12 protein-coding genes are annotated in these 16,066 nt (G+C 28.9%); 5 read left to right on the forward strand and 7 right to left on the reverse strand.

What is annotated here, in order from left to right; all coding sequences use genetic code 11:
• Window positions 1–255 precede the first annotated feature (255 nt).
• On the reverse strand, window positions 256–1,179 hold the full coding sequence (gene msrB / locus ACI48P_RS09555; protein ID WP_475215088.1) for a peptide-methionine (R)-S-oxide reductase MsrB: 924 nt from the start codon (window positions 1,177–1,179) through the stop codon (window positions 256–258).
• Between the two features lie 170 nt (window positions 1,180–1,349).
• Window positions 1,350–2,519 carry an L-threonine dehydrogenase gene (gene yiaY / locus ACI48P_RS09560; RefSeq protein WP_475215089.1) on the reverse strand — a complete coding sequence of 390 codons (1,170 nt, stop codon included), beginning with the start codon at window positions 2,517–2,519 and terminating at the stop codon, window positions 1,350–1,352.
• A gap of 430 nt (window positions 2,520–2,949) precedes the next feature.
• On the opposite strand from yiaY, the gene ACI48P_RS09565 reads away from it, so the two are divergent.
• Window positions 2,950–3,549 carry a peptidylprolyl isomerase gene (locus ACI48P_RS09565; RefSeq protein WP_475215090.1) on the forward strand — a complete coding sequence of 200 codons (600 nt, stop codon included), beginning with the start codon at window positions 2,950–2,952 and terminating at the stop codon, window positions 3,547–3,549.
• Between the two features lie 156 nt (window positions 3,550–3,705).
• Here the strand turns inward: ACI48P_RS09565 and ACI48P_RS09570 are convergent, their stop codons facing one another.
• Window positions 3,706–4,983 carry a methionine gamma-lyase family protein gene (locus ACI48P_RS09570; RefSeq protein WP_475215091.1) on the reverse strand — a complete coding sequence of 426 codons (1,278 nt, stop codon included), beginning with the start codon at window positions 4,981–4,983 and terminating at the stop codon, window positions 3,706–3,708.
• Window positions 4,984–5,257: 274 nt separating this feature from the next.
• Here ACI48P_RS09570 and ACI48P_RS09575 point away from each other — a divergent pair, with 274 nt between their 5' ends.
• A complete protein-coding gene (locus ACI48P_RS09575) occupies window positions 5,258–7,234 on the forward strand; it encodes a sensor histidine kinase (RefSeq protein WP_475215092.1) in 1,977 nt (658 codons plus the stop codon).
• A 368-nt stretch (window positions 7,235–7,602) separates the two neighbouring features.
• Here the strand turns inward: ACI48P_RS09575 and ACI48P_RS09580 are convergent, their stop codons facing one another.
• Together ACI48P_RS09580 and ACI48P_RS09585 are read right to left on the reverse strand one after the other, a co-directional pair.
• Entirely contained in the window at window positions 7,603–7,944 is a 342-nt protein-coding gene (locus tag ACI48P_RS09580; protein WP_475215093.1) for a hypothetical protein, read from the reverse strand.
• A 485-nt stretch (window positions 7,945–8,429) separates the two neighbouring features.
• Window positions 8,430–9,506, reverse strand: a complete 1,077-nt coding sequence (locus tag ACI48P_RS09585; protein WP_475215094.1) for a M24 family metallopeptidase — start codon at window positions 9,504–9,506, stop codon at window positions 8,430–8,432.
• Between the two features lie 272 nt (window positions 9,507–9,778).
• Here ACI48P_RS09585 and ACI48P_RS09590 point away from each other — a divergent pair, with 272 nt between their 5' ends.
• The gene (locus tag ACI48P_RS09590; RefSeq protein ID WP_475215095.1) at window positions 9,779–11,572 is read left to right on the forward strand and encodes an aminopeptidase P family protein; all 1,794 of its coding nucleotides are present in this window, start codon (window positions 9,779–9,781) and stop codon (window positions 11,570–11,572) included.
• Between the two features lie 96 nt (window positions 11,573–11,668).
• Window positions 11,669–13,024: a peptide MFS transporter gene (locus ACI48P_RS09595; RefSeq protein ID WP_475215096.1), complete on the forward strand. Its 1,356-nt coding sequence runs from the start codon at window positions 11,669–11,671 to the stop codon at window positions 13,022–13,024.
• A gap of 243 nt (window positions 13,025–13,267) precedes the next feature.
• On the opposite strand, the gene ACI48P_RS09600 is transcribed toward ACI48P_RS09595, so the two are convergent.
• Window positions 13,268–13,882 (reverse strand): GNAT family N-acetyltransferase, encoded by a 615-nt coding sequence (locus tag ACI48P_RS09600; protein WP_475215097.1) that lies wholly within the window; start codon window positions 13,880–13,882, stop codon window positions 13,268–13,270.
• A 205-nt stretch (window positions 13,883–14,087) separates the two neighbouring features.
• Window positions 14,088–15,020 (reverse strand): SpoIVB peptidase S55 domain-containing protein, encoded by a 933-nt coding sequence (locus ACI48P_RS09605; RefSeq protein WP_475215098.1) that lies wholly within the window; start codon window positions 15,018–15,020, stop codon window positions 14,088–14,090.
• Between the two features lie 178 nt (window positions 15,021–15,198).
• Between ACI48P_RS09605 and ACI48P_RS09610 the strand changes: the two genes are divergently transcribed.
• The gene (locus tag ACI48P_RS09610) at window positions 15,199–16,056 is read left to right on the forward strand and encodes a GGDEF domain-containing protein (protein WP_475215099.1); all 858 of its coding nucleotides are present in this window, start codon (window positions 15,199–15,201) and stop codon (window positions 16,054–16,056) included.
• Window positions 16,057–16,066 lie beyond the last annotated feature (10 nt).

Below are 16,066 nucleotides of genomic sequence, written 5' to 3' on the forward strand. Positions count from 1 at the left end.
ATAAATTAAAAACAGATATAGTTATTTTATAATTAACTATATCTGATAATTGTTTATATTATTATATTATCACATTGCTTACTAATTATGGATAAAATTCAATTTATTATTGTTATATAAATTAATTCTTCTAAACTTTTATATGCATTCATAATACTTAAATGAGATATATACATCATCCTTCATTATATATTTATTAGATTATATACATTACTCAGTAAAACTATAACTTAATAAATGGTAATACAATTCTACTTACAATAAATCTAAATATTCACTATATCCAAGTTCTGTCATTTTATTTTTTGGAATGAATCTTAATGATGCAGAATTAATACAAAATCTAATTCCTCCTAGTTCCTCTGGTCCATCATCAAATACATGACCTAGGTGTGAGTCAGCATCTTTGCTTCTTACCTCTATTCTCTTCATTCCGTGTGAGTAATCATATCTTCCAACTACACAATTTTCATTTACAGCTTTTGAGAAACTTGGCCACCCGCACCCAGAATCAAACTTATCTTTTGAAGTAAATAACGGAGTGCCGCTTACAATGTCAACATATATTCCGTCTTCTTTGTTATCATAATATTCATTTTCAAAAGGCGGCTCTGTCATATCATTTTGTGTAACTTCATATTGTAATGCTGTAAGATTTTTCTTTGCCCATACTCTTTTTATAAAATCATGTCGCCCGCTACCAACATAATATCTTTCGTAATGTTGGGGATTTTTTTTGTAATAATCTTGATGATATTCCTCAGCTTCGTAAAAAACGGATGCTGGTACTATCTGAGTCTTAATTTTACCTTCATAGATATTGCTTTTATTTAGATTTTCTTTTGACTTTATTGCCTTATTTTTTTGTTCTTCATTATGAAAAAAAATAAATGTTTTATATTTATGTCCCCTATCATTAAATTGACCTCCCTCATCAGTTGGATCTATTGCACTCCAATAAATATTAAGCAATTCATCATAGCTTATTATCTCTTCATCATAAATTATTTGTACTGCTTCAATATGACCTGTTGTGTCTGTACACACATCTTCATAGGTCGGATATTCAGTATGCCCTCCTGTATATCCAGAAACTACTTCTTCTACTCCTTTATATTCATCAAAGGGTTTTACCATACACCAAAAGCATCCCCCTGCAAATGTTGCTATATTTCTCATACTAATCATCTCCTAAATTTTTATAGTATATTTATTCCCCAAATCTATATATCTAAATATCTTTTTATAAATAAAAATAAGTATTTTATTATTTAGCAAAACAACTAAAAAAACCATACCAAGGTATTATCTCAGTATGGTTTGTATTTCCATTATTTACAATATTTAAATTAAGCTTGAACTAATACAGCATCCATTGCATTAGCTAAAATATTTTTAACATCATCATGTGTAGCTTTAATTGGATTAGTTAAACCACAAGCATCTTTTAATGCATTTTCTGCTAAAGTATCAAAATCTTCTTCTTTAACTCCTAATTCTCTAAGTCCTGATGGTATTTCTATATCATGTGATAATGTTCTTATTGCATCTATACAAGCTTTGCAACCTTCTTCATCATTCATTTTAGATATATCTACTCCCATAAACTTAGCTACATCTTTTAATTTAGCTTTTGAAACTTGTGAGTTAAATACTTGTACCTCTGGAAGTAATATTGCATTACATACACCATGTGGTAAGTCATAGAATCCACCTAATTGATGAGCTATAGCATGTACATATCCTAAAGAAGCACTATTAAACGCCATTCCTGCTAAGTATTCCGCATAAGCCATCATGTCACGTGCTTGCATATTATTTCCATCAGCTACTGCGTCTCTTAAATGAGCACTAATAAGTTCTATTGCTTTTTGAGCACAAGCATCAGTAACTGGTGTAGCTGCTGTAGATACATATGCCTCAACTGCATGAGTTAATGCATCCATACCTGTAGCTGCTGTTAATGACTTTGGCATACTTACCATTAGTTTAGGATCATTTACTGCTAATATTGGCGTAACATTTTTATCAACTATCGCCATTTTAACATGTCTCTCTTCATCTGTTATTATTGAGAATATTGTCATTTCTGATGCAGTACCTGCTGTAGTATTTATACATATTAACGGAAGTTGAGGTTTTAATGACTTATTAACACCCTCATAGTCCTTTATATTTCCACCATTAGTTGCAACTAATGCTATCCCCTTAGCACAGTCATGAGGAGAACCTCCTCCATATGATATTACAAAATCACAGTTATTATCTTGAAGGATCTTTAATCCATCCATTACGTTAGTTACAGTTGGATTCGGTTGAGATCCAGGGTAAACTACGAATTCTATATTATTTGCTGTTAAAGAATCTGTTATACCTTTAAATTCTTCACTAGATGCTGATCTCTTTCCACATACTATTAAAGCTTTTTTTAATCCCCTAGCTATTACTTCTTGTGGAATAGTTTCTGCACATCCAGGTCCCATTAAACTTACATTTGGCATAAAAAATGCGTAACTCATATTATATTACCCCCAATTGAAATTATGAATAGTTTGTTTATTTTTTATCACAAATTAATTGTATATTATTACCAATATATTTTCAACTGATTTTTGTAAAATTTTAGTGTATAAGTTTTCTCTATTGATATATAGTTTTAATCTATTGATATTGCAGCATTCATCTATCACTACAATAGACTTTTAAGTTTACATAATTTTTATATCGTTGCTAAATAACTTACTTATTCATTTATTAATATAAATACTAATTATTATATTTTTACATTTTCCTAATAATATTTGTTATTTTTTTATTAAATTCATTTCTAATTAATTAACTTTAGCTAATTATTATATATAACATAATTAATTTATAATTACTGATATTATAATCTCATTTGATGTTATAATAATAAGTGATTATTTAATATTGAAAGGTGATACATATATGAATAAAGAAATTAAAAAAGGATTCTTTTCTAGGCTATTTAGCAAAAACACTTCAAGTAATGAGGTTAGAATTCCACCTAAGGAGCTTCCAATTGCAACTATAAATGTTAAAGATTATGGAATTATTGAAGCAGAGCTTTATCCTCATATCGCTCCTAATACTGTCAATAATTTTATATCATTATCAAATTCTGGATTTTATGATGGTCTAATATTCCATAGAGTAATAAAAAAGTTTGTAATTCAAGGTGGATGCCCTGAAGGCAGTGGTCTAGGTGGACCAGGATATTCTATTCATGGTGAATTTGAAAAGAATAAATTTAAAAATGATTTAAAACATACAGACGGCGTTTTATCAATGGCTAGAAGTATGAATAAGAATAGTGGTGGAAGTCAGTTTTTTATAGTTACAAATACGGTTCCTCATTTAGATAAAAGTTACGCCGGTTTTGGAAAAGTAATAAGTGGTATGAATGTTGTAAGAATGATAGAAGATGTTGAGAAAGGTGCTGGAGATAAACCAGTTGTTGATGTAGTAATCGAATCAATTAAAGTTGATACAAAAGGCGTTGAATATCCTGAACCAGTGAAGAAATAATACTTTATTTTATGTCTGATTATTATTTTATCTTTTCTTACTTATTATATGAAATTTATGTAATATACACATTATACAAAAGGTAAAGCATGTATTGCTTTACCTTTTCTGTTATTTAAATAATATCTTACTTTTGTAAAATACTGAGATTTATTACTACTTACATTTTTTAATTTCTTGTATTGCTTTTAATGTTCCCATTTTTGAGTGATCAAATGTTAACCCACCTTGGAAATAAACATTATACGGTGGTCTTATTGGAGCATCCGCACTAAGCTCTATTGATGAGCCTTGAATAAAAGCACCAGCTGCCATTATAACTTCATCGTCATATCCTGGCATTGCCCATGGTACAGGCTTTACAAAAGAATCAACTGGCGCTGCAGCTTGAATTCCTTGGCAGAAGTTTATTACTTCATCTGCATCATTTAATCTAACAATTTGTATAATGTCACTTCTAACATCATCATACTTAGGTAGCACTTCATATCCTAATTTTTCAAAGGCCCTTGCGCAGAATATAGCTCCCATTACAGCTTGAGATACCACATATGGAGCCATAAAGAAACCTTGAAGTACTGTTCTACTTGTTCCAAAAGTAAGTCCACATTCTTTACCAATACCTGGTGAAGTTAATCTATATGATATTAGCTCAACTAAATCTTTTCTCCCTGCTATATATCCACCTGTTAAAGCAAGTCCTCCACCTGGATTCTTGATTAATGAACCAGCCATTATGTCCGCTCCAACCTCTGTAGGTTCTTTAGTATCTATAAATTCTCCATAACAGTTATCTACCATTACTATTAAGTCTTTATTTATAGATTTAACAGTATCTATAGCTTCTTTAATATCTTCAATAGTTAATGACTTTCTCCAAGAATATCCTTTAGATCTTTGAATCATTATTAGTTTTGTATTTTCATTTATTTTATCTTTTATTCCTTCTAAATCTACATTTCCATCATCTAAAAAATCTACCTGATTATATGTAACACCGAATTCTTTTAAAGAACCTTTTTCTTCTCTTATACCAATTACACCCTCTAAAGTGTCATATGGTTTTCCAGTTATTGAAAGTATTTCATCACCTGGTCTTAGTATCCCTTGTAAGCATAATGTTAAAGCATGTGTACCATTTACGATTATAGGGCGAACTAGTGCATCTTCTGCACCAAATACATTGGCATAGATTTCTTCTATTTTTTCACGGCCAAGGTCATTATAACCATATCCTGTTGTCCAATTGAAATGATTATCGCTAAGATTAGCCTCTTGCATAGCTTTTAGAACTTTATATTGATTAAATTCTCTAATTCTTTTTATTTCTTCAAATCTAGGAGTTATATCTTTCATAACGTCTTCTGACAATTTAAATGTTTCATCATCTAGATTATAGAATCCTTTTAATAATTCTTTAGTTTCTTTTAGCATTATTTTCACCTGTCTTTTAATATTTAGTTTAACATTAGGATTTTATCATATGGGTCATTTTAATGCAATAATTCATATATCAATCAATCATATTTAAAATTAGTAATTATATCTACTAGGTATTTATAGTATATATGATTACTAATTTTAAATGTTCTATTAACTCTATTAAACTTCAATATTTTTGTATTATTAACAATTATTTCCCTCTCTATTGATAGTTCGTATCTTACCATGTTATAATCAGGATAAATATGTAAAAGGGAGAAATATTTTGAAAGGGAAAAATTTTATAGCTATAATAGGGGTTAAATTAACTTCTTCGCTACTTATATTATTCGTGTTTTTTACTTCGTTTAATTTTATAATATGCGCAGAAGAAATAGGTACTATTCCTAACAAAAAAAACGTCTTGCTTATTAATTCCTATAGTCCAAATTCATTGGCTGTTGATGCACAACTAGCGGGAATTGTACAATCATTAAATGTCGATACAAATATTCAAGTAGAATACATGGATTCTGGTAATTTTCATACTGCAGAAAATGAAGATAACTTTTATAAACTTCTAAAGTATAAATTAGAAAAATATAAAAAATTTGACTTAGTTATATTAGCTGATGATCATGCAATTGAATTTGGTAAAAAGTATAGAAATTCATTATTCAAAGATATTCCCATTGTATTTTATGGGGCAAATAACGAAAAAAACGCTAAGGAAATGGCTAAATATCCTAAGACATATGGAATTATTGAAAGCGTTCCTATAGAAAAAAACCTTGAACTAATAAGTAAGCTTCATAGTGGTAAAAATGTTGTTGCAGTAATATATGAATCTTCCAATTCTTCTGATGAATTAAAAGGTTTCTATAGTATGCAGTCTAGATTTAAAAATTTAAATTTTAAACATATCTCCTTAGGTGATATGTCTATAGACAAATTTAAAACGGAATTACGTAACTTAAATAGTGATGATGTATTATTATCTCTATATTGTTACAAAGATGAAAATAATGGATTTAGAGATATGTTAAGTGTATCTGGCTTCATAGATTCATTAGAGAATATACCTAAATATAATACACTTGACTTCCTGCTTGGAGACAGTTTTGTTGGTGGTGCAGTATTATCTAGTACTGAAACTGGAAAGATAGTTGGTAGATTAGCTAAGGAGGTTTTAGATAATGAACAAATAATCGAAAATCTACTGTATACAGAAGAACTTTATGAATATGTATTTTCTTATCCTGTGATAAATAAATATGGTATTTCAGATGAAGACTTGCCTAATGGTTCAATAATAAATAATAAAGAAATTAGTTTTTGGAACAAATACAAAGAAATAATTATTCCCTCTTCAGTAATCATCATATTACTACTGATTACAATTATTATTCTTATACTTAATGTAAAAAGAAGAATAGTTTACGAGAAAGAAATATTAAGAGCCAAAGAATCCGCTGAAAATACAGCCAAGGTTCAAAGTGACTTTATTTGTAATATTAGTCACGAGCTTAGGACGCCAATAGCGGTTATTATGTCTTCTAATCAACTTTTAGATTATAAGATAAAGAACAATTTACCTTTTGAAGATAATTCAAATGTAAATATTATACAGCAAAATTGCTACAGGTTATTAAGGTTAGTAAATAATGTTATTGATGTAGCAAGAGTTGATTCAGGATTTATGAATTTAAGGCTAGCTAATATAGAGATAATAAGTCTGCTAGAAAATTTAGTGTTATCAATTATTCCATATGCCAATAACAAAGGAATAAACGTAATATTTGACACTGAAGAAGAAGAAATAGTTATGAGTGTGGATCCAGACAAAATAGAACGAATAGTTCTTAATCTATTATCAAATGCTATTAAATTTTCTAAAAGTAACGGCGTTATAAAAGCTTATGTGAGTAGGAAAAATGATAATCTATGCTTCTCAATAGAAGATAATGGAGTTGGTATATCTAAAGATAATTTAGATAAAATTTTTGCTAAATTCAGCCAAGTGGAAGATACTATGATAAGAAAAAATGAAGGAAGTGGAATTGGATTATCACTTGTGAAATCTTTCGCTACATTACACGGAGGAAATGTATATGTAGACTCAATAGTCGATGTTGGAACAACTTTTGTAGTTGAGCTACCTATTAAGAAATTATCTGATGAGAATATTTATACTTATAGCATGGAAGATAATCTCTCAGATATGCTTAGTACTAATATTGAACTTTCAGATATTTATTTGTAATTACATCTTTAAATAATAGCCAGAAGTATTTTACATTAGTAATACACTTCTGGCTATTATTTATGTTATTTTCTTATAAATATTATTACTATTGAAATTAGTCCAATAGTTAATGAGGATATGTTTGAATATTTCAATATATTGTCATTTATTATATAGTCTAGTATGCGTGTAGCTAATTCAGGAATTAGTATTAAATAAAATATGGCTACTGCAACTATTAATAATATAATTAAGATTTTTATAAAATTATTATTAAAACCTATACCAATATCTCCCACTATTATAACTGTTGTTAATATTATAAGAGTTGAAGTAAAAATACACTGAATAAATTCTTTATATTTAAAGTATCTTATTATATATTTCTAAAAAAAAAACTTTTGTGGGCAGTTATACAAGATATCATAGATTTCTTCTTTAGTTACAAAGTTGTAGTATTCGTTGTAGATGCATACTTCAACTAAAAACATTTTATTTATATTATTTTCCTTTTGAAAAGGGTTGTCATTTATATATTGATTAATCTCACTATATTCCCTTCTAATTTTGAATAGCTTTATTCCTATTTCCTTCACTAATATACTTTCTATAATTATGTAAATATCATCTTTAGAATCAATTTTAGACTCAATATAGTAATTGTCATTATTTAAGAGTATTTTTCCATCTTGTCTTTGAATTATTATTCCAATATTGATAGACTCCATATTTACCTCCTATAGGCAAATTAATATTCTTATATAAAAGTAATTCTACAGCAATTTTTCATTACCTTTATATTGTAAAAATTAAAACTCTCCTATCGTAATTATAAGAGAGTTTATAGTCAAATGATAGTAGCATTATAAAAATTACCGTTCATCCATCTATCAAGTATAGCTACTAACTTATCATCTTTCATATGTAACATAACAGATTAAATAGTAATCTCTATATTTTCAGAAGTAATTGTAATAATTCCTCTTTTAGTATTATTATCCTTAGCAATAATAATACTATCAACAAGGTGGTGTTAAAAATCAATAGTTCCATTGAATGTTAATTTTTTCCTCTATAAATGCCGAAATTAAGTATTTTTATTTAATATATAATCTTTTTAATATAAGTTATTTTAAAATATTATTCTATAAAATTAACAGCCCATATCCTTATTTCATAGATATAGGCTGTTGTATAAGTAAACTATTTATTATTATCCTACTATTTTTAATTCTTTAGAAACTTTATTTAAGTTTTCGCAACCATCTTCAGTTACTATTACTAAATCTTCTATTCTAACTCCAACTTCTCCACCTAAGTATATACCTGGTTCTATAGAGAATATCATTCCAGGCTTTAATTCATCAGTATTTACAGCAGAGACATCGCCGAAATCATGAACTTCTATACCTATAGAGTGACCTGTTCTATGAGTAAAGTACTTTCCGTATCCTTTTTCAGTTATGTAATCTCTAGCTGCAGCATCTATATCACAGAATCTTACACCTGGCTTAACAGCAGCTACTGCTCTAGCTTGTGCTTCTTTAACTATTTCATATATTTCTTTACCTTTTTCAGATGCTTCTTTAAAGAATACTGTTCTAGTCATATCTGAAACATATGAATCTTTTGCACATCCTATATCTAAAACTATTGAATCTCCTGCTTTAACAACAGCATTTCCTGTTGAATAATGAGGGTCAGCAGCATTTGCTCCAAATCCTATTATTGGTGAGAAACTAAACCCTTCAGTTCCTAAGTCTTCATATATAGCTTGAAGTTTATTCATAAGTTCTTTTTCAGTTACACCTTCCTTAACTTCTGCTTGAAGTCTTTCCATAGCCATATCGTTAAGTCTTGAAGCTGTTCTCATTAACTCTTTTTCTTCTTCATCTTTTTGCATTCTAACTCTATCTACTATTAAAGAACCATTCTTAATTGTTGATATAGAACTTTGATCCATTAATCTTATTAAAAACTTTGATGGCCACTCTCCATCTATACCTATTGGAGCATTTTGATCCACAAACGGTATCATCTTACTTATTGGGTCTTGTGTATCATTGTACCAAACGATTTCCACACCTAAATCTTCTGTTATTGGGAATAATTCATTATTAAATAATCTATGTTCTCCATTAGCATTAAGATATAAAGCCCATAATCTTTCACCTGGATGAACCCATTTTCCTGTTAGGTAAAAAATTGCAGCTGGATTTGCAACTATCATTTGATTAAGTTCTTCTTGCTTCATTAATTCTAGAACTCTGTTAATTCTTTCTATTTTCATAACATATCCCCCTTGAATTTTTGTTATTTTCTGAATATTCCTAAATATACCAAGTAAAACATTCCCTTTTTACTTACAACTTGATTATATCTTGTTAAATTTTCTACGTCAATAAAGGAATATTATAAATTTTTACATTTTTCATTTTTATGAACGTTTTTTCATTGTAATGAATATTTTGTCAAAAAAACTCTTTTTCGATTGACGTAAAAAACCTTTTCTGATACATTTGCATTGTGGGATAATTTTTTTACATAAAGGGGGTTCTGATTTTGAATATTGTTGAAAATTTATCAAAATTAAGAGATTTAATGGCTGACAGAAATATTGATGCTTACATTGTACCGTCAGCAGATAATCATCAAAGTGAATATGTTGGGGATTATTTTAAAGCTAGAGCATTCATTTCAGGTTTTACAGGTTCTGCTGGAACTGTAGTAGTTACTAAAGATGAAGCTGGTTTATGGACAGATGGGAGATATTTCATCCAGGCTGATAACCAATTAAAAGGAAGCAAAATAACACTTTATAGAATGGGTGAACCTGGGGTTCCTACTATTGAAGAGTTCTTGGCTTCTAAAATGCCTGAAAACGGAATACTAGGTTTTGACGGGAGAGTAATTGCCGTTCAAGAAGGTCAATCCTTTGAAGATGTTCTTGCCCACAAGAATATAACTATCGCTTATAGCGAGGACTTAGTTGATCTTATTTGGAATGATAGACCTTTATTGTCTGACAAACCTGCTTTTCTTCTAGACACTAAATTTGCTGGTGAAAGCTTCTCATCAAAATTAAAACGTGTTAGAGAAAGTATGATTAAAGAAGGTACCAACGCTCATATTATAACATCTTTAGATGATATATGTTGGCTTACAAACATCAGAGGTGAGGATGTAGCCTACTCTCCACTAGTACTTGCTTATGCAGTGGTTACATTAAATAATGTACATTTATTTATAGACGAAAGTAAGTTAACTTCTGAAATCAAAGCTGAGTTTGCAAAAGAAAATGTTCAAATCCATAACTACAACCATATATACGAGTTTGTAAAAGGATTTAATGATGCAGACACTATCTTAATTGATCCAAGAAAAATTAACTATGCAATATACAACAATATACCAGCTGAATCTAGAAAAGTAGAAAATGCAAATCCTACAATTCTTTTTAAAGCAATAAAAAATGAAACTGAGTTAAGAAATATTAGAGAAAGTCATATTAAAGATGGTATAGCTTTCACTAAATTCATGTATTGGTTAAAGCAAAATATTGGAAAAGTTGAAATCTCTGAAATCAGTGCTTCAGACAAATTGGAATCATTCCGTTCTGAGCAAGAAGGTTATATCGGGGCTAGCTTTGCTCCTATATCTGCATATAAAGATCATGCAGCTATGATGCACTATAGTGCAACAAAAGATATTGAATACAAGTTACAACCAGAGCACTTATATCTAACTGACACTGGTGGAAATTATCTTGAGGGAACAACTGATATTACAAGAACACTTGCTCTTGGACCAATAAGCGATGAATTAAAAACTCATTTCACTGCAGTTGCTAGAGGAATGATTAACTTATCTATGGCTAAATTCTTATACGGCTGTAAAGGATATAACCTAGATATTTTAGCAAGAAATCCGATTTGGCAACTAGGAATCGATTACAAATGTGGTACTGGACATGGTGTAGGATATTTATTAAACATTCATGAAGGTCCTGCAGGATTTAGATGGCAAGTAGTACCTTCTAAAAATGAAACTGCTACTATGGAAGCAGGAATGGTACTTACTAACGAACCAGGTATTTACATTGAAGGTTCACATGGTATAAGAATAGAAAATGAACTTGAAATTAAATATTCTGATAAAAACGAACACGGACAATTTATGAACTTTGAGCCTGTAACTGTTGCTCCTATCGATTTAGATGCAATAGACCCAGAACAAATGACTAAAGCAGAACGTGATTACTTAAATAAGTATCATAAATTTGTATATGAAAAAGTATCACCAGCCCTTACTGACGAAGAGAAAGAATGGCTAAAAAAATATACAAGAGAAATATAATTTGACATCTAATTAGTTAAAAGCTCAATAAACTTAAACATATAAAAATTTTGTTTAAGTATATACTTTGTAAATTAAATATATTGGGGGATAATTATGGAAAGTGCTGTAAAAAATAAAAAGAAATATCCTTTTGGATTTTATGTATGTGCCTTATCTTTCACATTTGAACGTATGGCATTCTACTCTTCTAAATGGCTAATAGGAGTTTTTATAGTTGCTTCTGTTGCTTCTGGAGGTCTAGGACTTACGCCTGCTGATGGTGCGAAAATGACGGCTAACTTAGTTGCATTTACTTACTTAACACCTATACTAGGTGGGTTCATTGCTGATAAATGGTTAAGTCCAAGGTTATGTGTTCCTATAGGAACAATACTTATGGGACTAGGATACGTATGTGGATGGCAAGCATCTCTTCAATCTTCTTCTGGTCTTGTTTGGTTAATGATTGCACTTGTATCTATAGGTACTGGATTCTTTAAAGGTAACGTGTCTGGTATAAATGGAAGACTTTTTGATAATAAAGAAGATCTTGATGGAGCTTTCAGTTTACAATATTCTTTTGTTAATATAGGTTCTTTCATTGGTACTACTTTCGTTTCTTTCATAGCTTACTCCGCTGGATTTGGAACAACATTCTTAATATGTGGTATTCTTCTATTCTTAGATACTGCTTGGTTTGTTATAGGTGGAAATGCTTCATTTGGAGATGTTGGTAAAAAACCTTTCAAAGTAAATGAAACAAACACTAAAAATGATAAGAAAGTTGAAAAAAGTGATGATGCTCCATTAACTAAAAAAGAAAAAGCTAGAGTTGGCGCTATAATCCTTGTTACTATATTCTCGATCGTATTCTGGGTAGTATGGTACTTAACATATATGCCAGTATTATATCACTGGGGACCAGACTTTGATTATGCTAACAAAGCTAACTGGATGATAGGTAACTTTGCTGTACCATCTTCATGGTTTGATTCATTAAATGCACTTTGTTGTATAATACTTGGGCCAATCTTAGCTATGGTTTGGGGTAAACTTGCTAAGTCTAAAAAAGGTGATTTAAGTATGTTCAAAAAAACTGCTTTAGGTATGTTACTTCTTGGAGCATCATTTGCTGTGATGGCTTTAGCTGAGGTAATAAGAGGTGAAGGTCAAGCTAGCTTAATGTGGATAGTAATGGTCGGTATATTAATGTCACTTGGTGAAATGGTATTCTCTCCACTTGGAAACTCATTTATAAGTAAGTTCTCTCCTGCTAAAGTATTAGGTTTAATGATGGGTGTATGGCCATTTGCAATATTTATAGCTGGTAAAGCTTATGGTTACTTATATGAATACTTAGAGCAATTCTCTTTCGCTCCTGCATATGCTGTAGTAGGTTTAGTAGTTATAGCATGCGGTATAGTATTATGGGGATTAGATAAGAAATTAAATGCACTAGTTGAAGACTAAAATAAATTCTAATCATATTTAATAAATTGACTTTTAATTAAAATTAAAAACATCGACTTTTTAAGTCGATGTTTTTTTACGCGTAAAAAAATTATGATAATTCAGAATTTATATATAACTCAGACAATCAAATGATACCAATCACTAATAGTAAGCAAGAAAGCTTTTGAGCAATATAAGATGTCACTTTAATAACAAGACATGAGCTTGAAGAATATACGATGGAAACATAAAGTGATTTACTTATCTATTTATGGAGTATACTGACATTAATACTTTACTATTACCATCAATACTTGGATCAAAAACATTATACTCAAAATTGAAACCTGCTTTAATCAAACACTTTTTTGAATTATCGTTTTCATTATGTGTATATGCAAAGATAGTTTTTAGTTCTAAATCTTCAAACCCATATGTACAAATACTATTAAGCATTTCCCTCATGTAACCTCTTCCCCAATAATTTGGAAGTAAACTATAATCTATTTCAGCTTCACTTCCATCCTCATTAAAGTTCCAGATAGAAATACTACCGATCTGTTTTTCATCCTCTTCTGTAATCGCAGTAAATGATACTACCTTTTTTTTATCAATTTGCTTACTTGTTTTTTCTATATATTTTTTAACTTCTTCCTTAGTTCTTGGAACTGGAGAATTTAAATACTTTATTACCTGTGGGTGAGTTTTTGAAGTAAAATATAAATCTAAATCTCCATCTTGTAGCCTTCTTAGCGTAAGTCTTTCAGTCTTCAAAATTGGCATTTTTTCATAATTCTTAATCATAGTTTTTATCCTTTCCATAACTTGTAAATATTCATTAAAATCCCTAATTATTGTTATTAGATTTATAGCCATACATAGTCTCTATTCTATATAGCACTTATCATATCCTCTTGTTAAAAAATTAACATATATAATATTTTTTTATCAATCTAATATAAGATATTATTTCTAAAAGCCTTATGTATTTTTGCATAAGTTAATCAAAATATATGATCCATTTTAAATTTCTTATACCTAAAAAAGACTTGATATTATCTATCAAGTCCTCTAATATTTATTAATCATTAATATTCGGTTTTTCTAGCATGCTATGGATATTGGCAATTATACCCAAAGTAGCATCTTTACAATAAACGTGACTCATCCCCCCTACTATTTTACCATCCTGTATTATTGGTGAACCACTCATCCCTTGCACTCCACCACCTCTATTTTTTATCAAATCTTCGTCAAGTATTTTTATTTTAGATGACTTTTCACCAACTACTAATACCTCAATCTCATGGAACTTGATTTCATTAGTTATAGGTGTTTCGCAAAGTATATACGCTTTTCCTTGTTTAGGCTTACTAATTTCAAGAGCTTTTGATTCTGTATAATCAAAATTTTCATATTTACCTTGTAATCCGTATTTAGTCATCGAGTTTATAGTCCCTATTTTTTCACTATTTGATGTTGTAACTAAATGTCCTATGCTTCCATCTTTAGATTTTTTTTCTTGTACGTATGCTGTTTCCAAGAGTATTCCTTTGTCTATGGATAATTCAGAATCATTGAAAGTTATATTATGCGATAAAGCTATATAGTTTCCACTCTCATCAATTGCAGTTATTGTACCAGCAGCTGCCAAATGGTCACTTATCTTATAAAGTCTTAAATCATCTGTAGTCATTTTCTTTTCTCTTATTTTGCCATTTCTTAAGTAATTAACTTGAATTTTTTCCTTCGATAACTTCATAAGCTCATAAATTTTCTCTAAAGATGTTATTTTTTCATCATTATAGTTTATATACAATATAATATCTTTTTTATCTAGTTTTTTGTTATTACAATCTAAACATTCAATTATATAAGGATGCTTAAGTACCATATACAATTCTACAACATTTCCACTTGGCATAAGCTTTATGTTATCATCACAAAATACCGTTGTAGTACTAAGTATCATGGAAATTAAAAATAAAGTTATAATCTTTTTAGCATAAGTCATATTATTCTCCTTTGATGTCATTTAATTATAACAATAGTTTGTGCATTATTATCTTTTATATTTTAAATAATATATTATATATTTAATATATTTTTCCATTGTTAATTTATAAAATTATTTTGCTATTTTGGAGTCTTTACTTAATATGATATAATTAGATAATATAGGGGGTGTATTTGTGGCCAAATTTGAAAATAGCGTTAATATATTAGATAATATTTTTGGAATCAGAAGAATTGTTGATGCTAAAAATAAAACAATACATAATTTGGATGAAAACCAAAAAAAATATACAAATGAAAATTACTGTTTTGATATTTGGAAAGCTGGTAAAGAATGTACAAATTGCATTTCAATGAGAGCATTAAATGAAAATAAATCTTTTTCCAAATTTGAAACAATTGATAATAAATTATATATGGTAATTTCCGCACCAATAACTATTAAAAATGATACTTACGTAGTAGAGTTAGTAAAAGATATCTCTAATGATACTATTTCTTCTCCTTTTGAATCTTTCTCTCAAAAAGATTTACAAGATGAAATTATTCGTTTAAATAATTTAGTAGTTACTGATGAACTTACTTCTATTTTCAATAGGAGATATATAAATGAAAAACTACCATATTCACTTAATAAGCTTACTACCAATATTACGTCTCTTTCTATAATAATTATAGATGTTGATAAATTTAAATATGTAAATGATAACTATGGTCATAATTGCGGTGATTTTGTTTTAAAAAATATTTCTTCTATATTTAAAGATTTTACAATCAATAACTCAGGATGGGTAGCTAGATATGGTGGAGATGAATTTATAATGGTCTTTGAAAATATTTCTGAGGAAGATACCTATGATATATGCAGTAATTTAAAAAAAGTCATTAAAGAAAAAAAGTTTATTTATAACAATAAATCTATTAATATTAGCTGTAGCCTAGGTATGTCTATACTTACTAACAATGATATTAGTATAGACAGTATATTCAGCGATATTGATAATAAGTTGTTTCTAGATAAAAACGCTATATAAAAATTCATTA

This window comes from Romboutsia sp. LXY-2, assembly GCF_056171995.1.

Bases quoted from the DNA above. Each gene is read 5' to 3' on its own strand.
- ACI48P_RS09595 (WP_475215096.1), top strand. From the start codon at position 11,669: ATGGAAAGTGCTGTAAAAAATAAAAAGAAATATCCTTTTGGATTTTAT.
- ACI48P_RS09565 (WP_475215090.1), top strand. From the start codon at position 2,950: ATGAATAAAGAAATTAAAAAAGGATTCTTTTCTAGGCTATTTAGCAAA.
- ACI48P_RS09585 (WP_475215094.1), bottom strand. From the start codon at position 9,506: ATGAAAATAGAAAGAATTAACAGAGTTCTAGAATTAATGAAGCAAGAA.
- ACI48P_RS09605 (WP_475215098.1), bottom strand. From the start codon at position 15,020: ATGACTTATGCTAAAAAGATTATAACTTTATTTTTAATTTCCATGATA.
- msrB (WP_475215088.1), bottom strand. From the start codon at position 1,179: ATGAGAAATATAGCAACATTTGCAGGGGGATGCTTTTGGTGTATGGTA.
- yiaY (WP_475215089.1), bottom strand. From the start codon at position 2,519: ATGAGTTACGCATTTTTTATGCCAAATGTAAGTTTAATGGGACCTGGA.
- ACI48P_RS09600 (WP_475215097.1), bottom strand. From the start codon at position 13,882: ATGGCTATAAATCTAATAACAATAATTAGGGATTTTAATGAATATTTA.
- ACI48P_RS09580 (WP_475215093.1), bottom strand. From the start codon at position 7,944: ATGGAGTCTATCAATATTGGAATAATAATTCAAAGACAAGATGGAAAA.
- ACI48P_RS09570 (WP_475215091.1), bottom strand. From the start codon at position 4,983: ATGCTAAAAGAAACTAAAGAATTATTAAAAGGATTCTATAATCTAGAT.